Origin of the sequence: Methylocystis echinoides (genome assembly GCF_040687965.1) — a bacterium.
GTDB classification, from domain to species: domain Bacteria; phylum Pseudomonadota; class Alphaproteobacteria; order Rhizobiales; family Beijerinckiaceae; genus Methylocystis; species Methylocystis echinoides_A.
In genome coordinates this window covers 3,140,975-3,167,528 of record NZ_CP156084.1, presented here as the reverse complement: position 1 = coordinate 3,167,528, position 26,554 = coordinate 3,140,975, and the positions used below count along the sequence as shown (strand labels likewise).

General features: G+C 64.9%; 21 protein-coding genes and 1 tRNA gene. 14 read left to right on the top strand and 8 right to left on the bottom strand.

Annotated features, from left to right (window positions below; genetic code table 11):
- Positions 1 to 28: 28 nt before the first annotated feature.
- The gene (locus RVU70_RS15515) at positions 29 to 1,945 is read left to right on the top strand and encodes an AsmA family protein (RefSeq protein ID WP_363351362.1); all 1,917 of its coding nucleotides are present in this window, start codon (positions 29 to 31) and stop codon (positions 1,943 to 1,945) included.
- Here the strand turns inward: RVU70_RS15515 and RVU70_RS15510 are convergent.
- The 5 genes from RVU70_RS15510 to RVU70_RS15490 form a co-directional block, all read right to left on the bottom strand.
- Positions 1,942 to 2,244: a hypothetical protein gene (locus tag RVU70_RS15510; protein WP_363347866.1), complete on the bottom strand. Its 303-nt coding sequence runs from the start codon at positions 2,242 to 2,244 to the stop codon at positions 1,942 to 1,944. The two genes, RVU70_RS15515 and RVU70_RS15510, sit on opposite strands and share 4 nt — an antisense overlap.
- 103 nt (positions 2,245 to 2,347) lie before the next feature.
- Entirely contained in the window at positions 2,348 to 2,551 is a 204-nt protein-coding gene (locus tag RVU70_RS15505) for a hypothetical protein (protein ID WP_363347864.1), read from the bottom strand.
- Between the two features lie 117 nt (positions 2,552 to 2,668).
- Positions 2,669 to 2,742: transfer RNA gene (locus RVU70_RS15500), tRNA-Cys, on the bottom strand.
- Positions 2,743 to 2,824: 82 nt separating this feature from the next.
- Positions 2,825 to 3,538: an MgtC/SapB family protein gene (locus RVU70_RS15495; protein ID WP_363347862.1), complete on the bottom strand. Its 714-nt coding sequence runs from the start codon at positions 3,536 to 3,538 to the stop codon at positions 2,825 to 2,827.
- Between the two features lie 34 nt (positions 3,539 to 3,572).
- A complete protein-coding gene (locus RVU70_RS15490; RefSeq protein WP_363347860.1) occupies positions 3,573 to 4,064 on the bottom strand; it encodes a cupin domain-containing protein in 492 nt (163 codons plus the stop codon).
- Positions 4,065 to 4,168: 104 nt separating this feature from the next.
- Here RVU70_RS15490 and topA point away from each other — a divergent pair, with 104 nt between their 5' ends.
- The 7 genes from topA to RVU70_RS15455 all read left to right on the top strand — a co-directional run bounded on the left by topA (position 4,169) and on the right by RVU70_RS15455 (position 12,869).
- Entirely contained in the window at positions 4,169 to 7,051 is a 2,883-nt protein-coding gene (gene topA / locus RVU70_RS15485) for a type I DNA topoisomerase (RefSeq protein WP_363347858.1), read from the top strand.
- Between the two features lie 275 nt (positions 7,052 to 7,326).
- Positions 7,327 to 9,609: a ribonuclease R gene (gene rnr, locus RVU70_RS15480; protein WP_363347857.1), complete on the top strand. Its 2,283-nt coding sequence runs from the start codon at positions 7,327 to 7,329 to the stop codon at positions 9,607 to 9,609.
- A gap of 117 nt (positions 9,610 to 9,726) precedes the next feature.
- Positions 9,727 to 9,894, top strand: a complete 168-nt coding sequence (gene rpmG / locus RVU70_RS15475) for a 50S ribosomal protein L33 (RefSeq protein WP_014892635.1) — start codon at positions 9,727 to 9,729, stop codon at positions 9,892 to 9,894.
- Between the two features lie 504 nt (positions 9,895 to 10,398).
- Positions 10,399 to 10,803: a hypothetical protein gene (locus tag RVU70_RS15470; protein WP_363347854.1), complete on the top strand. Its 405-nt coding sequence runs from the start codon at positions 10,399 to 10,401 to the stop codon at positions 10,801 to 10,803.
- Positions 10,800 to 11,555 (top strand): 3-deoxy-manno-octulosonate cytidylyltransferase, encoded by a 756-nt coding sequence (locus RVU70_RS15465; protein WP_363347852.1) that lies wholly within the window; start codon positions 10,800 to 10,802, stop codon positions 11,553 to 11,555. The genes RVU70_RS15470 and RVU70_RS15465 overlap by 4 nt, the downstream gene beginning before the upstream one ends.
- On the top strand, positions 11,552 to 12,415 hold the full coding sequence (locus RVU70_RS15460) for a prephenate dehydratase (RefSeq protein WP_363347850.1): 864 nt from the start codon (positions 11,552 to 11,554) through the stop codon (positions 12,413 to 12,415). The genes RVU70_RS15465 and RVU70_RS15460 overlap by 4 nt, the downstream gene beginning before the upstream one ends.
- A 19-nt stretch (positions 12,416 to 12,434) precedes the next feature.
- Complete coding sequence (locus RVU70_RS15455; RefSeq protein WP_363347848.1) at positions 12,435 to 12,869, top strand: HIT family protein; 435 nt, start codon at positions 12,435 to 12,437, stop codon at positions 12,867 to 12,869.
- Positions 12,870 to 13,025: 156 nt separating this feature from the next.
- Here the strand turns inward: RVU70_RS15455 and RVU70_RS15450 are convergent, their stop codons facing one another.
- Both RVU70_RS15450 and RVU70_RS15445 read right to left on the bottom strand, forming a co-directional pair.
- Positions 13,026 to 14,510, bottom strand: a complete 1,485-nt coding sequence (locus RVU70_RS15450) for a DEAD/DEAH box helicase (RefSeq protein WP_363347846.1) — start codon at positions 14,508 to 14,510, stop codon at positions 13,026 to 13,028.
- A gap of 276 nt (positions 14,511 to 14,786) precedes the next feature.
- Positions 14,787 to 15,116 carry a hypothetical protein gene (locus RVU70_RS15445; protein ID WP_363347844.1) on the bottom strand — a complete coding sequence of 110 codons (330 nt, stop codon included), beginning with the start codon at positions 15,114 to 15,116 and terminating at the stop codon, positions 14,787 to 14,789.
- A gap of 318 nt (positions 15,117 to 15,434) precedes the next feature.
- Between RVU70_RS15445 and clpS the strand changes: the two genes are divergently transcribed.
- The 6 genes from clpS to RVU70_RS15415 all read left to right on the top strand — a co-directional run bounded on the left by clpS (position 15,435) and on the right by RVU70_RS15415 (position 23,437).
- Positions 15,435 to 15,773 carry an ATP-dependent Clp protease adapter ClpS gene (gene clpS / locus RVU70_RS15440; protein ID WP_363351360.1) on the top strand — a complete coding sequence of 113 codons (339 nt, stop codon included), beginning with the start codon at positions 15,435 to 15,437 and terminating at the stop codon, positions 15,771 to 15,773.
- A 13-nt stretch (positions 15,774 to 15,786) separates the two neighbouring features.
- Entirely contained in the window at positions 15,787 to 18,228 is a 2,442-nt protein-coding gene (gene clpA / locus RVU70_RS15435) for an ATP-dependent Clp protease ATP-binding subunit ClpA (RefSeq protein ID WP_363347841.1), read from the top strand.
- Between the two features lie 146 nt (positions 18,229 to 18,374).
- Positions 18,375 to 19,610 (top strand): glycosyltransferase, encoded by a 1,236-nt coding sequence (locus RVU70_RS15430; RefSeq protein WP_363347839.1) that lies wholly within the window; start codon positions 18,375 to 18,377, stop codon positions 19,608 to 19,610.
- 64 nt (positions 19,611 to 19,674) lie between these two features.
- A complete protein-coding gene (locus tag RVU70_RS15425) occupies positions 19,675 to 20,568 on the top strand; it encodes a class I SAM-dependent methyltransferase (protein WP_363347837.1) in 894 nt (297 codons plus the stop codon).
- Between the two features lie 154 nt (positions 20,569 to 20,722).
- On the top strand, positions 20,723 to 21,994 hold the full coding sequence (locus tag RVU70_RS15420) for a hypothetical protein (protein ID WP_363347835.1): 1,272 nt from the start codon (positions 20,723 to 20,725) through the stop codon (positions 21,992 to 21,994).
- Positions 21,995 to 22,138: 144 nt separating this feature from the next.
- Positions 22,139 to 23,437 carry an O-antigen ligase family protein gene (locus RVU70_RS15415; RefSeq protein ID WP_363347833.1) on the top strand — a complete coding sequence of 433 codons (1,299 nt, stop codon included), beginning with the start codon at positions 22,139 to 22,141 and terminating at the stop codon, positions 23,435 to 23,437.
- Here RVU70_RS15415 and uvrA read toward each other — a convergent pair.
- Positions 23,434 to 26,436 (bottom strand): excinuclease ABC subunit UvrA, encoded by a 3,003-nt coding sequence (gene uvrA, locus RVU70_RS15410; protein ID WP_363347831.1) that lies wholly within the window; start codon positions 26,434 to 26,436, stop codon positions 23,434 to 23,436. The two genes, RVU70_RS15415 and uvrA, sit on opposite strands and share 4 nt — an antisense overlap.
- Positions 26,437 to 26,554 lie beyond the last annotated feature (118 nt).

Here is a 26,554-nt window from a genome sequence, read left to right as displayed (position 1 = left end):
TGGCGTGGGAGAATAGCGCTTGCCCGTCGTGGCCGAAGACCATCTTTCCCAGGCGGGGCGCCGCCCCTCCAGCGAGTCCCGCCGGCCGGCGCGCGGCTATGCGGGTGGGGTGCGGCGCCTGCTCGTCGGCGTAGCGGCAACGGTTCTTGTCCTTTTCGGCGTCGCCGCGGGGCTGGCGACATGGCTCTACTCGCCGGCCGCGACGCTCGCGGCGGTCACGCGGCAGATCAATGAGGCCACCGGCCTTTACGTCGCGGCGCGCGAAGGTCCCCGGCTGTTCTTGACGCCCCGCCCGCATCTGGTCATGAGCGGCGTCGCCTTCGCCGACCGCAACAAGGCGCTTCAGATCGAGGCGACCGAGCTTCGGGGCAATCTCAAGCTGCTGCCGCTTTTTGCCGGCAGGCTGGAGCTCGACTCGGCGACGCTGACGCGCCCGCGCGCCCGGGTCGATCTCGACGCCGCGCCCATCGACGCGCCGGGGGCCGCAACGCACGCCGCCGCCGCGCAGGCCGGCAGCATGGCGGCGCAAAAAGCCGACGACTTCCGGCTTGGACTCGTCCATATCGTCGACGGCGCGCTGCGCCTGCGGCGGGAGGGCGTCGATTACGCCGCCGATCGCATTTCAGCGACGCTCGATTGGCGCAAGGTCGGCGAGCACGCGCTTCTGACGAGCGCGCTCGATTGGCGCGGCGAGCGGCTGCAGCTGGTGTTTTGGGTCGCGCGGCCCGGCATGTTCCTGCGCGGCGACGCTTCCGTCGTCACGGCCCGGATCGACGGCGAAAGCATGCGCCTCGAAGCGCAGGGGGTCGCGCAAAGCGGCGCCAATGCGCGCTTTTCGGGACGGGTCGCCGGCTCCGCCGCGTCGGCGCGGGAAGCGCTGGCCCTCTTCACCGTGGAGGCGCCCTTTCCCGGCCCCTTCGGCGACGCCGAATTTTCGGCGCAGGCGACGATTGCGCCCCGTGAGGCGGCGTTCAGGGATTTGCGCGTGCTCGTCGACGGCAACGCCTTCGACGGGGAGCTGACGGTGCGTCAGGAAGACGGCCGGCCCTATGTGTGCGCCACGCTGAAAAGCGATTTCGTGGCCTTGAAGCCCTTGCTTGCGGACGCGCCGCCTTTGGTCGGGCCCGACGGTCAATGGAGCCCGAAGCCGCTCGACCTGCCCGATCTCACGGGGGCCGACGTCGACGTAAAGATCGCCGCGCGCCATGCGCGGTTCGGGCGGCTCACGCTCGACGGCGCCAGTATGACCGCAGCGCTTCGCGATGGGGCGCTCGATCTGTCGCTGGCCGAAGCCGAGGCCTATCGCGGCCGCCTCAAGGCGCGCTTCTCCTTCAAGCCGGCCGGGCGCGACCTCTCCATGCACGCCGTGGCCCAGACGGCCGGCGTCGACGCCCGCGCCCTGCTCTGGGACTCCTTCGGGAAGGAGGCGGTAGGCGGCGGGCTTGACTCCATGGTGACCGTCGACGCCCACGGCGAGAGCGTCGCCGATATGGTGCGCAGCCTCAACGGGCGAGCGAGCTTGACCCTGACCGACGGAGAAATCGCCGGCGTCGATTTCGACCGGGCGCTGCGCCGTTTCGAAAAGCGCCCCTTATCGAGCGCTCAGGACATTCGTTCCGGCAGTTCGCCGCTGACCCGGGCTCAGGCGACGCTGCTGATCGAAGGCGGCGTCGCGACGCTGGAGGACGGCGTCGCCAGCGGTCCGGGCTTTACCCTGAATTTCACCGGCGCCGCCAATCTCGCCGAGCGCAGCCTCGCCGTCAAAGCCGCCGCCCGCGAGGCCGACGCAATGGGCAAGCCGCGCGACAAAGGCTTACAGATCGCCTTCGATCTCGCCGGGCCGTGGGACGAGTTGAAAATCGCGCCGGACCCGAAGGCCTTCATCCGGCGGTCGGGCGCCGCCGCGCCTTTGCTGCCTGAGCCGCCCGCCGAGGAGCCGCGCTAAGCGTCTTCGACCTCGACTTCGCGGGGCGCTTCTTCGAGGAGATTGGTCAGGGAGGCCGGAAGATCGAGGTAGCGGAAGCGTCGCAATTCGAAGCCGATGCCGACAAGCCCCCAGGGCGGCGTATAGGTCTGCCACGGGGGGATTTCGCTCAAGACGACCACGTGGCCGCCATTGATCGCCGGCGCGATCCGCTCGACCGTATAAATCGCCCCACGCCGCAGGCCCCCGTCGCCAAAGCGTCCGGGCCCCGCCTCGACGCAGACGACCTCCGTTCCGGGAGGGGTGTTCGGGCTGATCATCTTTCTTCCTCGTCGCGAGCGGCGACAGGCGCCGCGCCCTCTCCCACCCTTATGGAGGGCGCGGCGACACAGGAAGCAAGTCGGGATCAGCCTTTGCGGCCGATCACCAGAGTTTCAGGAAGCTGAGCAGGCCCTTCTTGAGCTTCTTGCGGTCGAGGGCGGCGAGTTCGTTGTAGACGTTGCGGGCCTTGGCGCGCAGCTCGATCAGCTCGTCGTCCGGAACGTCGAAATTGATGGCGGCAAGGCGCAGCTGGCGGCGGGCTTCGTCGAGCCTGGCCTGTGCGTCTGCGATCAAAGCATGGAGCATTTTTCCACCTTCAGTGTAGGTTGCGAAACCGCTCTGCGACGGCGGACCTGAACAGATCGGGCGCGGCCCAAAATAAAAAGCGCCGGCGATTTTTCTGCAAAATGCCGCGCTGGAGCGTGGAGGCCTCGGAGGGAATCGAACCCCCGTACAAGGATTTGCAGTCCTCTGCGTAGCCACTCCGCCACGAGGCCATCCGGGCGGCGAAGGCGCGACGCGCTTCGCCTGCGACCGCTCTTACAGGAGGCCGCAACGGCCGGCAAGTGTCCCAACCGGTCAGTCCGAGGCGCGCGACGCCCAAGTCGCGTGGGAGACGTTCGCAAGCCGGGCGAGATCGTCGACGAGCGCGTCGAGTTCGGCCGCGTCGACGCTCGTCGGCGCGAGCGTGGCGACGATTTCGACGCCCTCCTCCCGCTCGACGTCTCTCATTTCCAGCGCGGGATATTTGGCTGCCGCCAGCCGCTCCTCGATCAATTCGCGCAAAGCGTCGCGACTCGCGTCGTCCGTGCTCACCCGCAATTCGAAGGTCGCCTCGGTCTGGCTCTCGTCGATCGGCGCGCGTTCGATGAAATTGACGAGCGGCCGCAGGAAGGTGTTGCCCGCCAACACAAAGCCGCACATGAGCAGCGCTTCGGCCGGATGGTCGGCGCCGGCGAAGGCGCCCGTCACCGCCGAGCACCAGATTGTCGCGGCCGTGTTGAGGCCGCGGATATTCATACCCTCCTTCAAAATCACGCCCGCGCCGAGGAAGCCGACGCCCGACGCGACATAGGCGAGAACCTGGGTCGCGCCCTGATTGCCCATCAGCCGCATGCCGAGATCGACGAAGGCGGAGGCGCCCAGCGCGACAAGGGCATTCGTGCGCAGGCCGGCGTTGCGCTGGCGATATTGCCGCTCCGCGCCGATCAGCGTGCCGAGCACGAGCGCCACTAGGAGCGAGACGAAGGTGTTCAAGAATTCGACGCCGTTGAAACTGATGATCCCGGCCATTGATTGGACCCCTGCCCCGCGGGGCTTTAACCATCTAATAAGGACGTCCGTCCTTGTGGAAGAACCGCCAGCGCCCGTCCGGGCCGAGGCGCGCCTCGAGATCGTCGGCGGGGTATTCCGCGCAGTCCTCCGGGGTACGGTCGCCAACCTCGAGATAGAGCGCGTCTGTGTCGGTTCGATTGACGAGCCGATGGGCGACGCCGCCCGCCGGAAAGCCGGCGCACATTCCCGGCCCAAGCTGCGTCTCGCCGTCCTCCGTCACCAGCGTCGGCGCGCCTTCGAGAATATAGACGAACTCGTCCTGCCGGCGGTGGCGATGCAGCAGCGCCGAAGACGCCCCCGGCGCAAGGCGAGTGAGATTGACGCCAAAGTTGGTGAGCCCGAAGGCGTCGCCGAGGGCGCGTTTTTCGCGTCCCGCAACCCGATCGGCGAAAGGCGCGGGATACAGCGACGGTCTGTTTCGGGGCGCCACCTCGGCCGCCTGAACGGCCCGCGGGCGGCTCTCTTTGTCGTCATTTCCGGCCATGTGGCTTCCCCTTCCCGATTCGCGTCCAATTTGACAGCCGCCGCCGGTTCTGCCCATCTTCGCGCCCCATGCGCCGGACCGGCGCGCTCCGGGATTGATCAGGAATGAACGTCGTCATCGTTGAATCGCCGGCCAAGGCCAAGACCATCAACAAGTATTTGGGCCGCGATTTCCACGTCCTCGCCAGCATGGGCCATGTCCGCGACCTGCCGCCGAAGGACGGCTCAGTCGATCCGGACGCCGACTTCGCCATGGTCTGGGAGATGGACGCAAGGGGCGCCAAGCGCGTCTCCGAGATCGCCCAGGCCGTCAAGGACGCCGACAAAGTCATTCTCGCCACCGACCCGGATCGCGAAGGCGAGGCCATCTCCTGGCATCTGATCGAGATTCTCAACAAGAAGAAGGCGCTCAAAGACAAGAAAATCGAGCGCGTCGTCTTCAACGCCATCACCAAGGACGCGGTGCGCGAGGCGATGGCGAATCCGCGCCAGATCGACCAGGCGCTGGTCGACGCCTATCTCGCCCGCCGCGCGCTCGACTATCTCGTCGGCTTCACCCTCTCGCCGGTGCTGTGGCGCAAGCTCCCCGGCGCGCGGTCGGCCGGCCGCGTCCAGTCTGTGGCGCTGCGCCTCGTCTGCGACCGTGAGCTCGAAATCGAGAAGTTCGTCGCGCAGGAATATTGGTCGCTCGTCGCGCATCTGAAGACCAAAGCGGGCGAGCCCTTCATCGCCCGGCTCGTCGGCGCAGACGGCAAGAAGATCGCCCGGCTCGACATCGGCAAGGGCGAAGAGGCCGAAGACTTCAAGAAGGCGCTGCTCGCGGCGAGCTTCACCGTGCGCTCGGTCGAAGCCAAGCCGGTGAAGCGGCATCCTTACGCGCCCTTCACCACCTCGACGCTGCAGCAGGAAGCCTCGCGCAAGCTCGGCCTCGCCCCGGCGATCACCATGCGCATCGCGCAGCGCCTTTATGAGGGAGTCGACGTCGGCGGCGAGACCGTCGGACTCATTACTTATATGCGAACCGACGGAGTCGACATGGCGCCCGAGGCCGTGGCCAGCGCGCGCCGCGTCATCGCCAAGGAATATGGCGACCGCTTCGTCCCCGACGCCCCGCGAAAATATTCCGCCAAGGCCAAGAACGCGCAGGAAGCCCATGAGGCGATCCGCCCGACCGACGCCGCCCGCCTGCCGAAGGACGTCGCGAAATATCTGGAGCCCGACCAGGCCAAGCTCTACGAGTTGATCTGGACCCGCACGATCGCGAGCCAGATGGAGTCGGCCGAGCTCGAACGCACCACGGTCGACATCGAGGCGAAGGCCGGCGCCCGCACGCTCGATCTGCGCGCGACGGGTCAGGTCGTGCGCTTTCCCGGCTTCCTGGCGCTTTATCAGGAAGGCCGCGACGACGACGGCGACGAGGAGAGCGGCCGCCTGCCGCCGATGAAGGAAGGCGAGCCCTGCACGCGCGAAAAGATCGACGCCACCCAGCATTTCACCGAGCCGCCCCCGCGCTACACCGAGGCGACGCTGGTGAAGCGCATGGAGGAGCTCGGCATCGGCCGCCCCTCGACTTACGCCTCGACGCTCGCGACGCTGCGCGACCGCGACTATGTGCGGCTCGACAAGAAGCGGCTGATCCCGGAAGACAAGGGGCGCCTCGTCGTCGCCTTTCTGGAAAGCTTCTTCACGCGCTACGTCGAATTCGACTTCACGGCGGACCTCGAAGAAAAGCTCGATCTCGTCTCCAACAACGAGATCGACTGGAAAGAGGTGCTGCGCGACTTCTGGCGCGATTTTTCCGCAGCGGTGAACGAGACCAAGGATCTGCGCACGACGCAGGTGCTCGACAGTTTGAACGAGCTTCTGGGCCCGCATATCTTCCCCGCGAAGGAGGACGGCTCCGATCCCCGCCTCTGCCCGGCTTGCAACGCCGGACAATTGTCGCTCAAGGTCGGCAAATTCGGCGCCTTCATCGGCTGCTCGAATTATCCCGAGTGCCGCTATACGCGGACGCTCTCGCCGCCGACCGGCGACGCCGCCGAGAACGCGCGCCCCGGCGTGAAAGTGCTGGGCCAGGACCCGGAGACCGGCGCAGAGATCACGCTGCGCGACGGACGTTTCGGCGCCTATGTGCAGGAGGGCGAGCAGGAGGACGGCGGCGAAAAGCCCAAGCGCGCGTCGCTGCCGAAAAACATCAAGCCGGACGACCTCACGCTCCAGCAGGCGCTGGCGCTGCTATCGCTGCCGCGCGAGGTCGCGAAGCACCCGACGACCGGCGAGCCGATCGTCGCCAACATCGGCCGTTTCGGCCCCTATGTGCAGCACGGCAAGACCTACGCCAACGTCGGCGGCGCGGACGATGTGCTGACGATCGGCGCCAACCGGGCGATCGACCTGATCGTGCAGAAAGAATCGGGCGCCGGCGGTTCGCGCTTCTCGCGCGCGTCGGAGCCGGGCCGCTCGCTCGGCGACCATCCCGACGGCGGCGCGGTGACGGTGAAATCCGGCCGTTTCGGCCCTTATGTGAACTGGGGCAAGATCAACGCGACAATCCCCCGGGCCGTCGACCCGGCGTCGCTGACCCTCGAACAGGCGCTGGAGATGATCGCCGCCAAGGCCGCGGGCGGCGGCGGGACGACCGGCGGGCGCGTCCTCGGCGAGCACCCGGATGGCGGAACCATCACCGTGCGCGCCGGACGCTTCGGCCCCTACGTCAATCTCGGCAAGGTGAACGCTACGCTGCCGAAAAGCCTCTCGGCCGAGGATGTGACGCTCGACGACGCGATCAAGCTCATCGAGGAGAAGGGCGGCGCGCCGAAGAAGAAGGCGGCCCCCAAGAAGGCCCCCGCGAAAAAGGCGGCGACGAAGAAAATTATCGAGGATAGCGACGAGACGCCTTTCGAGGACGCAAAGCCGGTGAAGAAGGCCGCGGCCACGAAGAAGGCGCCAGCGAAGAAGGCGGTGACGAAAAAGGCGGCGGCGCGGTAATCTGGCCATCAAAGGCCGAGGCGGCCTCGCCCTTCGAGACGCGAGCTGCGCTCGCTCCTCAGGGTGCGGCCTGTCTTGCCGCCCGCCAGCGTAAAGCTCAAACCTAGCCCTCATCCTGAGGAGCCGCCGCAGTCGGCGTCTCGAAGGGCGAGGGCGGGCCGACAACAGCTTAAGTCACAACAACGCGCCCGCCATGGCGTAACGGCCCTGCAGACCATATGTTGAGAAAAAGATTTTCACAGGTCCGGCGCCCCGCCGGGCGATAGAGCATGGCCTTGCCGACAAAAAAAGCACCGCAACAACCCACCCGAGACGATATTCTAGCCTTTATCGCCCGCGAGCGCGAAGCGGGCGGCCCCCGCAAGATCGGCGTGCGCGAGATCGCCCGCGCTTTCGGTCTCAAGGGCGAGGACCGCGTCGCGCTCAAGCGCATGATTTCCTCGCTCGCCGACGAAGGCGCGATCGAAAAGCGCGGCCGTCGCCTCAACCGCAAGGGCGCGCTGCCCCCCGTCGCTCTCGTCGACGTCGTCGGACGCGACAAGGAAGGCGAACTGATCGCGGTTCCCGTCGAATGGGACGAGGATGCGCTCGGCGAGCCGCCGCGCATTCTCATCCGCGCCCCGCGCCGCGCGAGGCCCGGCGAGCCCCTGCCCGGCGTCGGCGACCGCGCGCTGGTGCGCGCCGAACCCGATCCCGACGCCGGCCCCGACGAGCCCCCTTACGTCGGCCGCGTCGTCAAGCTCCTTTCGCGCGCCCGCCATCGCGTGCTGGGCGTGCTGCGCGTCGAGCCCAACGGCCATGGCCGCATCGTTCCCATCGACAAGAAACAGGCCGGCCGCGAACTCATGGTCGCGGCGGCCGATCTCGGCGAGGGCAAGGAGGGCGATCTCGTTTCCGTCGATCTCGTCGGCAAGACGCGCTTCGGGGCGCCGCGCGCGCGGGTGCGGGAAACGCTCGGCTCGGTGACCGGTGAAAAGGCCGTGAGCCTCATCGCGCTGCGCGCCCACGACATCCCCGACGTCTTCCGCGCCGAAGCCGTCGCAGAAGCCGAACGCGCCAAACCCGCCACGCTGCAGGGTCGAGAGGACTGGCGCGAGCTGCCGCTCGTGACCATTGATCCCCCGGACGCCAAGGATCACGACGACGCCGTGCACGCCGCGCCCGACCCGACTCCGGACAATGACGGCGGCTTCATCCTCACGGTCGCGATCGCTGACGTGGCCTATTACGTAAAGCCTCGCGCGCCTCTCGACAAAGACGCGCTGGAGCGCGGCAATTCGGTCTATTTCCCCGACCGCGTGGTGCCGATGCTCCCAGAACGCATCTCCAACGATCTCTGCTCGCTGCGCGAGAACGAAGATCGTCCGGCGCTCGCCGTGCGCATGCGCGTGACCAGCAAGGGGCGCAAGATCGGCCATAGCTTCCATCGCGTGATGATGCGTTCGCGCGCCAAGCTCTCCTACCAGCAGGCCCAGGCGGCGATCGACGGAAATCCGGACGACAAGACGACGCCGCTGCTCGAAAGCGTGCTGCGCCCGCTTTATGCGGCGCATGAGGCCCTGCAGCACGCGCGAAACTTGCGCGCCCCGCTCGATCTCGATCTGCCCGAACGCAAGATTCTCTTGAAGCCCGACGGCTCTTTCGATCGCGTCGTCATCCCGCCGCGGCTCGAGGCGCATCGGCTCATTGAAGAATTCATGATCCTCGCCAATGTCGCGGCCGCCGAGACGCTGGAAGAGCAGCGACAGCAGCTCATCTACCGCGCCCATGACGAGCCGTCGAAGGAGAAAGTCACAGCGCTCGCCGAGTTCCTGCAAACGATCGGCGTCAAACTCGCCAAGGGACAGGTGCTCAAGCCCGCCAATTTCAACGTGATTCTCGAACGCGTGAAGGGCCTGGAGCATGAGAACATCGTCAATGAGATCATCCTGCGCACGCAGGCGCAGGCTGAATACACGCATGAGAACTACGGCCATTTCGGCCTGAACCTGCGGCGCTATGCGCATTTCACCTCGCCGATCCGCCGCTACGCCGACCTCGTCGTGCATCGCGCGCTGATCCGCGCGCTGAGACTCGGCGAGGGCGCCCTGCCCGACACGCCGGCGGGCGAACTGGCCGAAGTCGCCGCCAAGATCTCCGCCGCGGAACGCCGGGCCATGGCGGCCGAGCGTGAAACGGTCGACCGGCTGATCGCGCATTATCTTGCCGACCAGATCGGCGCGCGTTTCGGGGCGCGCATCTCCGGCGTCACCAAATCAGGCCTGTTCGTGCGCCTCATCGAAACCGGCGCCGATGGCTTTGTTCCCGCGGCGACGCTCGGGCGTGAATATTATTCCTACGACGGAGCGAGCCATTCGCTGACGTCGCGCTCGGGCGTCAGCTACCGACTCGCCGACGTCGTCGAGGTGCGACTCGTCGAGGCCGCCCCGATCGCCGGGGCGCTGAGATTCGAGGTGGTCGGCGGCGGCGAAAAGCGGACGCCGCCGCCATCCGCCTTCGGAAAGCGGGAGAAAGGCCCGAAAAGGGCCGAGCGTGCGCGGGTCAAGGGCCGGCGTTAGCCATTCGCCTTGACATCCCGCCCATCGCACGTATGGTGCGCGCAAATTCGTCGCCCGCCGCGACTCTCGTAGCGGCGGGGGCGTTTTTCTGTTCTCTATCAGACTGGAACGAGTGCGATGGCCAAGTCCGCCATGATCAAGATCAAGCTCCTGTCCACGGCGGACACGGGCTATTTCTACGTCACCAAGAAGAACGCGCGCACCAAGACCGAGAAGCTCGTCTTCAAGAAATATGACCCCGTCGTGCGCAAGCACGTCGAGTTCAAGGAAACCAAGATCAAGTAACGCCCGCCGAGTCGGCGCGCGCCGAGCAGCTCGAGGCGAATCCGGGCAAAACTTCGCGAAAAACGCGAGACGACACGGCTCCGCCTCTTGCGGGGCCGTTTCTGTCAGATTTATGCTAGGAAGAGTGCTTGCCGTCTCGAATGAAGGCGGCCGACTGACAATGGCTTCAAGGAGGCCACTCCAACCATCATCAGCCGGCCAACCCCACGGACCCAGGAGATGCGGCGGACCTGAGCACTCCGTAGGGTATTCGAGTTCTTGCCGTTACGCATCGAACGCTTGATTACGCCGTGGGCGCTTTTTTCAGCTCCTTCGCGGCGTCGCCAGACACGCAACTCGTTCGGCGGAGACAAGTTACCCCGGCTGCACAAAATTGCAACTCTCTGATATGTTTTTTCACAATCGGGTCATCGAAAAATCAAAACGCCGGCGACGCGCGGGATATTTTCCGCTAAAAACAACAAAAAAATGCGCGCTTTCTGCGCGCCGCTTCGGAGGAAATGAATGATCATACGTCATCTGCGCCTGTTGCTGGGCCTCGCCGCCGCAATCTCGCTGGCCGGCTGCGGGAGCCATCAGCCCGGCGACGCAACGGGCGCGAAAGTGTTGCGCAATATTTTGGAGAAGAACGGCGTCGACGCCAAAATCGTCTCTTTCAAAAAGGTCAACGCTCGCGAGGTGAAGCGCGACAATGTCGACGCCTTCGAACTGATGTACGAGGCGGAAGTGCAGTTCCCGGAGGGCTTCGAGGCCAAGTGCCGGGACGAGCGCGAACGCGGCAAATGCGCTTTCCTCGGCATCGACGACGATCGCACCTTCGCCAAGAGCGAAGTGCACACCAGCGAAGGCACGCTGCACTTCGTGAAGACAGAAAAAGGCTGGATGGCCGAGGACAACAACGCCTATTGAGCCCTCAGTCTCCGCGCGCGCCGATCATTCTGATTCCGGCGCGGCTCGGCTCGACCCGGCTGCCGCGCAAGGCGCTCGCCGATATCGGCGGGCGCCCGATGATCGAGCATGTCTGGACGCGCGCCTGCGCCGCCGGCGTCGCGCCTGTCGCGGTCGTAACCGACTCGGATGAGATCGCCGGCGTCATTCACGCCGCCGGCGGCGCCGCCCTGTTTCAGCCGGGCGACTTTCGCTGCGGCAGCGACCGCATCGCCGCCGCCCTCGCGACTCTCGATCCAGAACGCCGCCATGACGCTGTCGTGAACCTTCAGGGCGACAACCCCTTTCTACCCGACGGCGCGCTCGCCGCGGCTCTGGCGCTTCTTGCCGATTTGACGGTCGACATCGGCACGCTCGCCGCGCCCGCCGTCGCTGAAGAGGCCGACGACCCCAACGCCGTAAAGCTCGTCGGAACGCCAATCGCGGCGGCGCGGCTGCGCGCGCTTTACTTCACCCGCGCCCGCGCGCCCTGGGGCGAGGGTCCGCTCTACAAACATATTGGCGTCTACGCCTTCCGGCGGGAAAGCCTCGAGCGCTTCGCCGCCTCGCCGCCCTCGCCGCTGGAGCGACGCGAAAATCTCGAGCAGCTCCGCGCTTTGGAGGCAGGGATGCGCATCGACGCGGCCGTGCTGGACAAAGCAAGTCCATCGGTAGATACCGGGCGCGACCTCGCGGCCTTGCGCGCCGCGGCGAGCCGGCAGGATCACCAGTGAACCAGTATATCGCCTATCAGGGAGAGCCCGGCGCGAACTCCGACTTCGTCTGCCGGCACGCCTATCCCGACATGACGCCCCTCCCTTGCGCGAGTTTCGAGGACGCCTTCGCCGCGATCAGCGAAGGCCGGGCGGCGCTCGGCATGATTCCCATCGAAAATTCGATCGCGGGACGCGTCGCTGACATTCATCATTTTCTGCCGCATTCGGGCCTGCACATTATCGGCGAGCATTTTCTGCCCATCCATTTTCACCTCATGGCGCCCAGAGGCGCGACGCGCGACGGTCTGCGCGCGGTCTACAGCCATGTCCATGCGCTCGGCCAATGCCGCCGCATCATTCGTGATCTGGGACTCGTGGCGCATACCGCCGGCGATACCGCCGGCGCCGCGCGCGAAGTCGCCGAATGGAACGACCCGACCAAGGCGGCGCTGGCCCCGCGCCTCGCGGCCGAGATCTACGGGCTCGAGATCCTTGCCGAGAACGTGGAAGACGAGGCGCACAACACCACGCGCTTCATCGTTCTCTCGCGCACCAGCCAATGGGCGACCGTCGATTGCGGCCCGACCATGACGACTTTCGTCTTCCGCGTGCGCAACGTGCCCGCGGCGCTCTACAAATCACTCGGCGGCTTCGCCACCAACGGCGTCAATATGACGAAGCTCGAAAGCTACATGGTCGACGGCGAATTCGCCGCGACGCGCTTCCTCGTCGACGTCGATGGCCATCCCGAGCAGCCGCCGCTGGCGCGCGCGCTGGAGGAACTGCGTTTCTTCTCGAAGGAAGTGGAAATTCTGGGCGTCTATCCGGCGTCGGAATTTCGCGTCACAAATATCCGCGGCTTCGAATTTGGCGATTGAGCTGAACAGGGGAAACGACATGTCCGCCGCCTATGATCCCAACAATATTTTTGGCAAAATCCTTCGCGGCGAGATTCCGGCGCACAAAGTCTATGAAGACGACGTGGCGCTCGCTTTCATGGACATCATGCCGCGCGCAGAAGGCCACGTCCTGGTGATTCCGAAGGAAGGCGCGCGCGGGCTTCTCGACGTCTCGCCCGCGACCCTCGGCGAACTCATGAAGCGCGTGCAGCATGTCGCCAGGGCGGTTCAGGCGGCTTTTCAAGCAGACGGCCTGACGCTGCATCAATTCAACGAGAGCGCCGGCGGCCAGGTGATCTATCACCTGCATTTCCACCTTTTGCCCCGCTGGGACGGCGTCGCCCTGCGCCCGCCGGGAACCATGGCCGATAATGAGAGGCTTGCCGAACAGGCGGGGAAGATTAAGGCGGCGCTGACGCCGTTCGAGGGATAGGCCCCCCTTTCCGTCGGCGCGACGCCTTTTTCTGCGAGCGGAACGGCGCAACCGTTGCTCGCCTGGCTTTATGTCATGATCTTGGTCGCGCCTCCCCTTCTCCCTTGCGGGAGAAGGAGGCCCCCGCCTCGGCAGGGGTCAGGAAGGCGGCTTCCCCTACTCTTCCGCCACTTTCGCGGGGCGCAGGGTCACCGGGCGCAACAGGAAGGACGGGACGTGGTCGCCGAGACCGATGACAGGCGGCCCATCGTCCTCGTGATGGCGGCGCCCGCGACGCTCCGTCGTCCGCGGACGGACGGGCTCGCTTTCCGGTCGGCGCGGCGCATGGGCGGGACGCCCCATGGCGACAGGCCCCTCCGCTGCGACCCGCTCCACGCGCTCGACTCTCTCCACGCGCTCGACCCGCTCGGTTGTCCTGCGGCTCCGCTCACTCCGTTCGCGACGGCCGCCGCGCTCGCCGCGTCCGCCACGGCGATGGTCATGCGGACGGGTCGTCTCCATGGGCGGCGGCAAAGCGTCGAAGCCCGGCCCCTCCCACTCGATTGGCTTGCCGATCAGATTCTGAATCTGATCCACATATTTGGCGTCGTCTTCGGTGACGATGGTCAGCGCGACGCCCGAGCGCCCGGCGCGGCCGGTGCGGCCGATACGGTGGACATAGTCTTCGCTATGCGTCGGCACGTCGAAATTGAAGACGTGGCTGACGTCCGGGATGTCGAGGCCGCGCGCCGCGACGTCGGAGCAGACGAGAAGCGACACGTCGCCGGTCTTGAACGCGTCGAGCGAGGCCATGCGGGCAAGCTGGTCCATGTCGCCATGCAGCGCGCCCGCCGGAAAACCGTGCTTGACCAGGGAGCGGTGCAAGATCGCGACGTCGCGCTTGCGATTGCAGAAGATGATCGCGTTCTTGAGGTTTTCAGCGCCGCGGATCAGGCTGCGCAGCGTCTCGCGCTTGTCGGCGTGGCCATGTGAGGCGACGAGCGCCTGACGGATGGTCGTGGCCGTCGTGGCCGCGCGGGAGACTTCCACGCGAACCGGATTGTGCAGGAAAGCCTCGGTGAGGCGCGTGATCTCCGGCGGCATCGTCGCGGAGAAGAAGAGCGTCTGGCGCGTGAAGGGCACGAGCTTGCAGACGCGCTCGATGTCGGGAATGAAACCCATGTCCAGCATACGGTCGGCCTCGTCGATGACGAGGATCTCGATGCCGGTCAACAGCAGCTTGCCGCGATCGAAGAAGTCGAGCAGCCGTCCCGGCGTGGCGATCAGCACGTCCGCGCCGCGCATGATCTTGGCTTCCTGATCGCCGAAGGAGACCCCGCCGATCAGCAGGGCGACGTTCAAGCGATGGTTGGCGCCATATTTGGCGAAGCTCTCTTCGACCTGCGCCGCGAGTTCGCGGGTGGGCTCGAGAATCAGCGTGCGCGGCATGCGCGCGCGGGCGCGGCCTTGTTCGAGGCGGCTCAGCATCGGCAGCGTGAAGGCGGCCGTCTTGCCCGTTCCGGTCTGGGCGATGCCGAGAATGTCCCGGCCTTGGAGCGCGGGCGGAATGGCCTGCGCCTGGATGGGCGTCGGAGTGGCGTAGCCCGCAGCCTGCACGGCCGCGCGCACTTTGTCCGAAAGGCCCAATTCGTCGAATGTCATCAATTATCCTGGTTACGGCTTGCCTGGGCGGGAAGACCGCTGCGCGCCAGCCGTTTGTAAAGCGCGCAAGATGTCAGGAGAGAAGGCGCCGTCATCGCCGCGAGGACGGACTGGCTCGCCTAACCGTCGCCGCAAGAAGCGGGGGCCAAAGCCACGCCGCATGCTTGAAGAACAAATGGGCAAATGTCAATGGAAATGCGAGCCCCCCGGGCGGTTTTTCGGGAAGTTTTCAAAGGCCCAGCCTCCCGAAACCCGCCGCCGCACGCCCGCGACGCGCTATTTGGCGGACTTGTCGGCCTTGCTGGCCTCGCCACAGGGCGACAGGGTCGCCGGCCTCTGGGAGGAGATCGCGCCCGTGACGACGGCGTCGACGCCGAAACTGTGCGTAAAAAATCGACGAGTCGATGGCTCCGCCTTCACCCCAGAGTCGCGCGCCACTTTGTCATAGCCCGCCCGCGCCAGACGTTCGCTCTCGACGAATTCGGACAAGACCTTGGCCACAAGCAGGCTGCAAAGAAAAACAGCGGCGGAAAAGGCGGCAAGGCTCCAAACGCTGCCGGCGCCGTTATGGCGTGGGTGACGGTCGTTGTGTTCGTAACCGGACATCTTCGCAACCTTTTAACCAACGACCCTTTTCTAGGAGATTATCGTAAATATCTGGTTCATGGCTGAATTGCCGCGCCAGCCGGCTCCTGGCCTCTTGCCAAGGCGGCCCTGACGCAGAAGACTACGCGAGTCGCCGACGGACAAGCTTTTCGGCCCCCAGCGGCTGCGGCAAAGAAATTGCTCCATGCGCCCGTGAAAGAACTTTCCACGGGAACTACATGGAAAGGACTGAAGGACGAGACGGACGTGCCGGACTTGATATCCATCAAATCCCAGCAAGCGTTTTCGCAGACGGGCCGCGACCCGGCGCGCGCACCCATGCGAGCGGGCAAGGAGCCGAAGAAAGCCGGCGACGGTCAAGGGACCGGCACCGCGCTGATTACGCGCACGCGCCAGCAGACCCGTCGCCCGAACATGTATCGCGTGCTGTTGCTCAACGACGACTACACGACGCAGGAATTCGTCGTGATCGTCTTGCGCAAATATTTCAACAAGTCGGTCGAGGAAGCCACCCGCATCATGCTGCATGTCCACAATCATGGCGTCGGCGAGTGTGGCGTGTACACGTACGAAGTCGCCGAAACCAAGGTCACCCAAGTGATGGATTTCGCAAGGAAGCACCAGCATCCCTTGCAGTGCATCATGGAGAAGAAATAGGGGCTCGCAGCGAATGCCGACGTTCTCGCGCAATCTTAAACAGACACTGGACCGCGCCCTCGCCTCCGCGCGGGAGCGTCATCACGAATACGCCACGCTCGAGCATCTGCTGCTCAGCCTGATCGAGGACGCCGACGCCTCGGCCGTGCTGCGCGCCTGCTCGGTCGACCTCGACCTTCTCGCCAAGAATTTGCGCGACTACATCGATCGCGAGCTCGACAATCTGGTCAACGAAGACGCGGACGAGTGCAAGCCGACCGCCGGCTTTCAACGCGTCGTGCAGCGGGCCATTATCAGCGTGCAGTCGTCCGGCCGCGAGGACGTGAGCGGGGCGAATGTTCTCGTCGCCCTCTTTGCAGAGCGCGAAAGCCACGCCGTCTATTTCCTGCAGGAGCAGGATATGACGCGCTACGACGCGGTCAATTACATCAGCCACGGCATCGCCAAGCGCCCTGGTCTTTCGGACCAGACGCGCACGCCGCGCGGCGTCGAGGACGAGAGCGACCGCGCGGATGGCCGGGACAGCCGTGACGGGGACAGCCGCAAGAAGGAAGGCGCGCTGGAAGCTTATTGCGTCAATCTCAACAGGAAGGCGCGCGACGGCCGCATCGATCCTCTGATTGGCCGCGAAGCCGAAGTGCTGCGCACGATTCAGGTGCTCTGCCGCCGTCACAAGAACAACCCGCTGCTCGTCGGCGATCCCGGCGTCGGCAAGACGGCGATCGCCGAAGGGCTCGCCCGCAAGATCACCCAAGGCGAGGTGCCGGACGTGCTCGCGGGCGCCACGGTCTTCGCGCTCGATATGGGCTCGCTGCTCGCCGGCACGCGTTATCGCGGCGATTTCGAAGAGCGCCTGAAGCAGGTGGTCAAGGAAATCGAGAACCACAAGAACGCGATCCTGTTCATCGACGAGATCCATACGGTGATTGGCGCCGGCGCCACGTCCGGCGGCGCGATGGACGCCTCGAACCTGCTGAAGCCCGCGCTCGCCCAGGGCGTTCTGCGCTGCATCGGCTCGACCACCTACAAGGAATATCGTCAATATTTCGAAAAGGATCGCGCGCTGGTGCGCCGCTTCCAGAAGATCGACGTGAACGAGCCGTCGATCCCGGATGCGGTGGAGATCATCAAGGGGCTGAAGCCTTACTTCGAAGAGTTTCACAAGATCCGTTACACCAATGACGCGCTGAAGGCGGCCGTGGAGCTCTCGGCCCGTTACATCCACGACCGCAAGCTGCCGGACAAGGCGATCGACGTGATCGACGAGACCGGCGCGGCGCAAATGCTGCTCACCGAGAACAAGCGCAAGAAGACCATCGGCATCAAGGAGATCGAGGCGACGATCGCGACGATGGCGCGCGTCCCGCCGAAGACCGTCTCGAAGGACGACGCCGAAGTGCTCGCCCATCTCGACGAGACGCTGCGGCGTGTGGTCTACGGCCAGGACAAAGCGATCTCCGCGCTCACCTCGGCGATCAAGCTCGCCCGCGCGGGGCTGCGCGATCAGGAGAAGCCGATCGGCTGCTATCTCTTCTCCGGCCCGACGGGCGTCGGCAAGACCGAGGCCGCCCGCCAGCTCGCCACCTCGCTCGGCATCGAGCTCGTCCGCTTCGACATGTCCGAATATATGGAGCGCCACACCGTCAGCCGGCTGATCGGCGCGCCTCCCGGCTATGTCGGCTTCGACCAGGGCGGTCTCTTGACCGACGCCATCGACCAGCATCCGCACTGCGTCCTGCTGCTCGACGAGATCGAGAAGGCGCACCCCGACCTCTACAACATCCTGCTGCAGGTGATGGACCACGGGAAGCTCACCGACCACAACGGCAAGACGATCGACTTCCGCAACGTCATCCTCATCATGACGACGAATGCGGGGGCTCAGGACCTCGCCCGCACGCCGATCGGCTTTACTCGCACCCGCGCCGATCTCGACGACAGCGAGGCGATCAACCGCCTGTTCGCGCCGGAGTTCCGCAACCGCCTCGACGCGATCGTGCCTTTCGGCCATCTGCCGGTCGAGGTCATCAAGCGCGTCGTCGACAAGTTCATCATGCAGCTCGAGGCGCAGCTGGCCGACCGCAATGTGACGATCGAGTTGACCGACGAGGCGCGCGGCTGGCTCGTCGAGCACGGCTATGACGAGGCGATGGGCGCCCGCCCGATGTCGCGCGTCATCCATCAGGCGATCAAGACCCCGCTCGCCGACGAGGTGCTGTTCGGCCGGCTGAAGAATGGCGGCGCAGTGCGCGTCGTGGTGGTCGGGGACGACAAGGGCGCGAAAAAGCTCGGCTTCGTCTTCCCTGAAGGCCCCGTGCTGCCGCGTCCCGAACGCGACATCATCGAGGCGGGAAAGAAGCGCGCCAGCGCCGAGGACCATGACCCCGACAGCCGCGAGCCCGGGACGCCGGAAGCGCCCGAGCCAGACGCCAATCCGGCCTCCATGCGCAACTGACGCGCATGATCCGACCGTGAATTGAGAGAGCGGCGCTCGCCCGGCGAGCGCCGCTCATTCTTTTTAAACCCCTCCGCAGTACTCAAGCTCAAGGAGAATGGTCAAGATTACGTTCGGCGGACCAGCCGGGCGAGAAGGGCGTTGCTGTGCTGCATTCCGCAGAGGAAGCTGACGCGCCGCTGCGCATCTTGCATGTGTTGCGGGCGCCCGTCGGCGGTCTTTTCCGTCACGTACAGGATCTCACGCGCGAGCAGATCGCACGCGGCCACAAGGTCGGGATCGTCGCCGACTCATTGACGGGCGGCGAGATGGCGGAACGGCAATTGGCCGAGCTCTTCCCGCATCTCGCGCTCGGCCTTCTGCGGGTTCCCATTCGCCGCCTCCCTCACCCGTCGGACCTTGTGGCGGCGATCGTCATCGCCCGGCGCGTGGCGTCGCTACGGCCGGACATCGTCCACGGCCACGGATCGAAGGGCGGCGTTTATGCGCGTCTGACCGGCCTGCTCTCCGGAAACAGAAGTCCGGTCCGTGTCTATACGCCCCACGGGGGCAGCCTGAATTTCGAGCCCGGTTCACGCCGACACCGCGTCTTCATGGCGATCGAGCGTGTGCTGGCGGCGCGCACGGACGCGTTGCTTTTCGAGAGCGCCTTCATCGCGGGTCGCTTCGAGACCTTCGTTGGCAAGCCCAAAGGGCTTGCGCGGACCATCCCGAATGGCGTTTCGCCGGCCGAATTCATCCCCGTCGAGCCGCGGCCCGACGCAGCGGATCTGCTTTATGTCGGCGAATTTCGCCGCGCCAAGGGCGTCGACACGCTGATCGACGCTCTGAGCCTGCTTGCGCGCGACAATATCCGGCCGAGCCTCCTGATGGTCGGCGACGGCCCGGAAGCGGAAATTCTCGTCGCGCGTGCGGAGCAGGCCGGGGTCGGCGGCCAGCTCACTTTGCACGCCCGCATGCCGGCCCGCGACGCCTTCGCGCTGGGGAGGACAATGGTCCTCCCGAGCCGGTTCGAGTCCCTGCCCTATATTGCGCTGGAAGCGGCGGGGGCCATGCTGCCGCTCGTAGCAACCGATGTCGGCGGCATGCCGGAGATTTACGGGCCCTACGCCGATCGCCTGATCGCTTGCGACAATCCGCAAATTCTTGCGGCCACGTTGCGCGCCGCGCTCGCCGAGACCGAGGGGCGGCGCGCGAAGGCGGCGGCGCTGCATGATTTTGTCGCCTCACGCTTCACCGTCGACAGAATGGTCAATGACATTCTCCAGGGCTATCGCGACGCGCTCGCGGCGCGCGCCAAGCGGTTAGCCGCCACGCCGTCGGGTGAAGCGGCGCGCAAAAGCCGCGCGCGCCCCTTTGCGGCAGGCGTAACGCGAGATTAAACACTCGAGCTTAAGCAAGTGTGCAAAAGGCGTTGATTGTCCGCGCCGCCGCATGGAGCGCCGCATGTCTTCGGTTTCCGCTTCTTCCGCGCCCAATCCCGCCAGTAACCGTTTGAGTCTCGATCGCCTGGCGCGCAGGCTGTTTCCGTCGACATCGCTGCTGACCTTCAATCCGTTGTTCAAGGCGGTGATCAACGCCTTCGACATTGCGCCGCGCTGGATCTATCCGGAATTCCGCAACCTGCCGCCCAACCATCTGCGCGTGCGCATCGGCGTCGGCAACCGCATTCTCAACAACCAGACCCACTTTCTCGTCCACGCTCGGGATTTCTGGATGTTCGCCTTCAGCGAGGGTCTGGCGAAGCCGGATTCGACGATCCTCGACATTGGCTCCGGCTGCGGACGTTGGGCGCATTGGCTGCGCGACTACAATTTTCGCGGACGCCGCTTCAGCGGAACCTATATCGGCGTCGATATCGACGCAGAGGCGATCGCCTGGTGCGAACAAAATTACGACGCCGCGCGCTTCCGATTCCATCATTCCACGGATTCGAGCGTCTCCTACCATCGAAACGGCGGCGCGACGACGCCTTATCGCATACCCGAGGCGGATGGCGCGGTCGATCTCGTTTTTTCCAACTCCTTATTGACCCATGTGCTCGAAGCGGATCTGGAAAACTACATCCGCGAGAGCTACCGTCTGCTGCGCAGCGGCGGCGCGATCATGCATTCGCACTTCAATCTCGACCATCCGCCGGCCACTTACGGAACGCGCCATACGTTCCGGCATACGATCGGCCACGCCCAGGTGGAGTCGCTCGAGCAGCCCGAGGCCGCTGTCGCCTTTCGTACCGCTTATCTGTTCAAAGTGTGCACGGAAGCAGGCTTCAAGGATTGCGAGATCGTGCACATGCCCGGCGGCGCCCAGCATCAGCCGATCCTGCTCGCCAGGAAGTGAGCGCCCCCGCGAACGCCTGCGCTGGCGTTGGCCCGTCCCCTAGTAATGATGCTCATCGGCGTCTCTACCGACGGAAAATGGAGTTGGAAACACGCCTGCGCGCGAAGGAAACGGCCGCTTCGCCGGCAGACGTCACGCGCCGACAGTCGACCCCATGAGCGTCTCCCCGAAAACCCAGGCGCTGAACGCGTTCCTGCGCGCGCTGCCGATGGCGGCGAAGCTTCTTTTGACGCTCTACATGGGCCGCTATCTCTCGCTCGCCGAAATGGGCGTTTACGGTCTGGCCTTCGGCGCGGTCACTGTTTTGCTGACCGTGCAGGGCCAGGGGTTCGGCTATCTGGTGGCGCGCGACATCGTCGGCGTGTCGCCTTTTGTGGCGCTACACAAGATGCGCGATCAAGCCGTCCTGCTCGCGGCGAATTACGTCGTGATGGGGCTTGCCGCCGCTCTGCTGATCTCGAACGATATTTTGCCGATCGCCCCGGTGATCGTCTGGCTCATCGTCGCGCTGACGGCTCTCGAAGGATGCGCGACCACTTTATACAGCAACGCGAATTCGCTCAATCAACAGCTCGCCGCCAATTTTTTCTTCTCCATGCGCGTCGCGGTCGCGGCATTACCGCCCGTCATTTTGGGCCTCTTCTCGCCACAGTGGCGCTCCGCAGAAGTCGCGCTCAGTTCCTGGGCGATCGGGTCGGCGCTGTCCGTCGGGGCCAATTTGTGGTTTTGGCGGGACATGCCATGGCGCAAGGTCTTGCTGGCGCCCATTGACTGGCGCTGGCTTTCGCGCGGGGTTGCGAAATGCCTGCCGATTTGGTTCGGCGGCATGGGGTTCACCGCAAGCCTGGTCATCGACCGTTTCGTCGTCGAACATTTTCTCACGCTCGACGACGTCGGCGTGCTCACCTTCTATTATTCCTTCGTCAACGCGCTCATGAATTTGCTGCAGAGCGGAGTCTTTGCCTTCTCACTGCCGCGTGTGATCGCCCTCCATCGGGACGCCGACCGCGACGCCTTTTGGCGGGAGGCGAACAGAGCCACGCGGCAGGTTGCGCTGCTCGCCGGCGTCATGGCGCTCATTCTCGCGGTCGCCGTTCCGCTCCTTGGCGTCATGGTCGGGCGCGCGGCGCTCTCCGACAACGCCCCGACCCTGTGGCTCATGCTGTTCGGCGTCTGGATGCGGCTGATCGCCGAGGCGTTCAACAATGTTTTGTATGCTCGCCATCAGGATCGCGCCATCTGGCTGGGCAATCTCCTGTCGCTGGTTCCCGCGATCGGCGGCAACGCGCTTCTCGTTCCACTCGCCGGTTTGCCGGGCGCCGGCGTCGCGGCCTGCCTGTCCGCCGCCTTCCTGTTGGGCTGGCGCTGGCGCTGGATCGGCGAACATGGCTGGACGCGGACTCTCAAGTCATTTGAGCATCACTAGCGTGAACTTCCACGGCGCTGGTTTTCCGGTTTGGACTCTCGTTGGATCACGTGTCCTTAACCGAGCAACAGATAAACTCGCGCCGAAGGATCCGCTCCGTCGCACGGCGGCAGGAGCACGCGGATCGGAGCCGGGAGGCGAGTGTTGACGAACGCTTCTGGGACGCGCCTCGCGCCGGCGTCCAGCGTTTCGCGCGCGCCGGGCCTGCATACAGACTATCAGAAGATCGTCAACGCGACCTTCGTGGTTTTCATCGCGTCGGGCGCCGTGGTCATCGTGGAGCCATCGCCTTACGATCTGCTTTTTTTTATCACGCTGCCAATATGGTTTGTCGGCGGCTTCAGCGTCCATCGCACCTTCTTCGTGCCGGCGTCGATCCTGTTCGGCTATACCGTCGCGGGGTTTCTGGCGCTCATTCCCTATTGGGACAACGCCGACTCGTCGGTCTTCCAATACGTCTCCGCTTTTCTGTCGTTTACGGCGCTGTTCTTCGCGGTGTTTTTCGCAAACGAGACCGAGCGCCGGACTGAACTGTGTCTCAAGGCGTATATGGTCGGCGCCTTCATCGCCTCCCTGTGCGCCATCGCCGGCTATTTCGACATCGGCGGGCTGGGCGAACTCTTCACGCGCAACGCCCGCGCGACGGGTCCTTTCAAGGATCCCAATGTTTACGGCTCCTTCGCCTTTGTCGGGGCCGTCTATCTTGCGCAGAACCTCACGCTCGGACGCACGCGCCATCCGATTGCGTCGGCCATCGCCCTCGTTTCTATCGTCTCCGGTGTGTTTCTCTCCTTCTCGCGCGGCTCCTGGGGCGCGACCGTCGTCGCCATGACGTTGATGGCTGTCTTCGGCTTCTTCACAATGGATAATCGGAGGATGAAAAGGCGCGTGGCCATGGGCGCGCTGGTCGCCGTGATCGTCATCGCCGTAGCGCTTGCGGTGCTGCTGTCGCTTGAGGAAACGCGCGCTTTTTTTCTGCAGCGCGCGTCCGTGACTCAGGATTATGACGAAGGCGCCACCGGCCGGTTCGGCAATCAGGCCCGATCGCTTCCCATGCTCGTCGAACGATTCTGGGGCTTCGGACCGCGCCAGTTCGAGATGGTGTTCGGCCTCGTGCCGCACAACACCTATATCGGGTCATTCGCCAACAATGGCTGGATCGGCGGATTTCTGTTCATATTGCTTGCGGCGATCACCTGTTTCGTCGGCTTTCGTCTCATGATGCGCGCTTCGCCGTTCCGTCGCCATGCTCAGGTTGTCTTCCCGTCGCTGTTCGCATTTTTTCTGCAAGGGTTCCAGATCGATATCGATCACTGGCGCCATTTCTATCTGCTGCTCGGCGCCGTCTGGGGCCTCGAAGCGGCGCGCCAGCGCGGGGTCGAACGCCAATCGCGACCGGTCGAGGCTCACGTTCAGGGCGAACCAAGGCTGCGTGACTTCTAGAGCGATTTGGCGCCCGCCGTACGCCGGCGCATCGGCGTCTGATAGAGCGGCCGACGCGCCATCGCCTCTGCGAGATAGCGGCCGGTGTGGCTGCGCTTCGATTTGACGATTTCAGCAGGCGGCCCCGCCGCGACGATCTCGCCGCCGCCGTCGCCGCCCTCCGGCCCCATGTCGATGATCCAGTCGGCGGTCTTGATAACTTCGAGATTGTGCTCGATCACAACGACCGTGTTGCCCTGCTCCACGAGCTCGTGCAGCACTTCGAGGAGCTTGGCCACGTCATGGAAATGCAGGCCCGTCGTCGGCTCGTCGAGGATGTAGAGCGTGCGTCCGGTGGATCGGCGCGACAGCTCCTTGGAGAGCTTCACGCGCTGCGCCTCGCCGCCCGAGAGCGTCGTCGCCTGCTGGCCGACGTGAATGTAATCGAGGCCGACGCGCTTCAAGGTCTCCATTTTGTCGCGGATCGACGGCACGGCCTTGAATAGCGTCGACGCCTCCTCCACCGTCATGTCGAGCACGTCGGCGATGGACTTGTCGCGATATTTTACTTCCAGCGTTTCGCGGTCGTAGCGCTTGCCCTTGCAGACGTCGCAGGTGACATAGACGTCCGGCAGGAAGTGCATCTCGATCTTGATGACGCCGTCGCCCTGGCAGGCCTCGCAGCGCCCGCCCTTCACATTGAAGGAGAAGCGCCCCGGCGCATAGCCGCGCGCCTTCGCTTCCGGCAGGCCCGCGAACCATTCGCGGATCGGCGTAAAGGCGCCCGTATAGGTCGCCGGATTCGAGCGCGGGGTGCGGCCGATGGGCGACTGATCGATATCGATGATCTTGTCGATCTGCTCCAGCCCCTCGAGTCTGTCGAACGGGGCCGGCACTTCATGGGCGTTGTTCAGTCGCCGCGCGATCGCTTTGTAGAGCGTCTCGATGACGAGCGTCGACTTCCCGCCGCCGGAAACGCCGGTGACGGCGGTGAAACATCCGAGCGGAATTTCGGCGTTGACGTCTTTGAGGTTGTTGCCCCGCGCGCCAAAGAGCTTCAGCCAGCGCCCAGGGGTCGGCTTTCTCAGCTTGTGCCGCAGCACGACCTGTTTTTCGCCGGTGAGATATTGCCCGGTGAGCGAGGCCGGATCGTCCATGATCTCCTGCGGGGTGCCTTGCGCGACAATCTTGCCGCCATGGATGCCCGCGCCGGGGCCGACGTCCACGACGTAGTCGGCGGCGAGGATCGCATCCTCGTCATGTTCGACGACGATGACGCTGTTGCCCAGATTGCGCAGGCGACGCAGCGTGTCGAGCAGCCGGTCGTTGTCGCGCTGATGCAGCCCGATGGAGGGCTCGTCGAGCACATAGAGCACGCCGGTGAGACCCGATCCGATTTGCGACGCGAGACGAATGCGCTGGCTCTCGCCGCCGGAGAGCGTGCCCGAGCTGCGCGACAGCGTCAGATAATCCAGACCGACGTCGACGAGGAAGGTCAAACGCTCGCGAATTTCCTTCAGGATGCGATAAGCGATTTCATTGCGTTTCTTGTCGAGTTCGCCCGGCAGCTTCGTAAACCACTCCAGCGCCGCGCGCACCGAGAGTTCCGACACTTCGCCAATATGCTTGCCGGCGATCTTCACAGCGAGCGCCTCGGGCTTCAGGCGGAAGCCTTCGCAGGCGAGACAGGGCGTCGCGGACATGTAGCGCCCGATCTCCTCGCGCGCCCATTCGCTGTCGGTTTCCTTGTAGCGGCGTTCGAGATTGATGACGACGCCCTCGAAGGGTTTCTTCACGTCATAGGCGCGGAAGCTGTCATCATAGGAAAAGCGGATTTCCTCGCTTCCCGAGCCGAAGAGAATGACGTTTTGCGCCTTCTTCGGCAAATCCTCCCAGGGCGTGTCGAGGCGGAACTTATAGTGTTTGCCGAGCGCCTCCAGCGTTTGCATGTAATAGGGCGACGATGACTTCGCCCAGGGCGCAATCGCGCCCTTGCGCAGGGTCGTCTTGGGATTGGGGACCACGAGATCGGCGTCGATCTTCTGCTCGCAGCCAATCCCGCCGCAGACCGGACAGGCGCCGAAGGGATTGTTGAAGGAGAAGAGCCGCGGCTCGATTTCCGGGATTGTGAAACCCGAGACCGGACAGGCGAACTTGGAGGAGAAGACGATGTGTCCCGGCGCGTAATGCGTCGAGACATTGGCGGCTTTCTCCCTCTCGGCGTCGATCGGGGGCGCGCCGGCGAATTCGACGACCGCCAGGCCGCCTGAAAGATCGAGCGCCGTCTCGAAACTGTCGGCGAGGCGCGAGGCGATGTCCTTGCGCACGACAATGCGGTCCACAACGACGTCGATGTCGTGTTTGAGCTTCTTGTCGAGCGGCGGAACGTCGGCGATTTCGTGATAGGCGCCGTCGATCTTGAGACGCTGAAAGCCGCGCCGCGTGAACTCCGCCACTTCCTTCTTATATTCGCCCTTGCGGCCGCGCACGACCGGCGCCAGCAGATAGAGCCGCGAGCCTTCCGGCAACGCCAGCACGCGGTCGACCATCTGCGAGACCGTCTGGCTCTCGATCGGCAATCCGGTCGCCGGCGAATAGGGCACGCCCACGCGCGCCCAGAGCAGGCGCATATAGTCGTGAATTTCCGTCACCGTGCCGACCGTCGAGCGCGGGTTCTTCGAGGTCGTCTTCTGCTCGATGGAAATCGCCGGCGAGAGCCCGTCGATCTGATCGACGTCGGGCTTCTGCATCATCTCCAGAAACTGCCGGGCGTAGGCGGAGAGCGACTCCACATAGCGGCGCTGGCCTTCGGCGTAGATGGTGTCGAAGGCCAGCGACGACTTGCCCGAGCCGGAGAGGCCCGTGAAGACGACCAATTTGTCGCGCGGGATGGTGAGGTCGACGTTCTTGAGATTATGCTCGCGCGCGCCCCGGATCGAGATGGTCTTGTCGCTCGCCCTTTGGACGGCGTCAAAGGCCTTCTCTACCGCAGCCGCGGCCTGCTTCTTGCTGCTCGCCATGTCGAGAAAACTTGCATGATCGGCGCCGGCGTCCGCACCGGCTTCGTTGAGCCCCTGTATAGCCCTGCACGGCCTGGAGCCGCAAATCCCGCTTATTGCCCGCGGCGTCCGGCCGGAT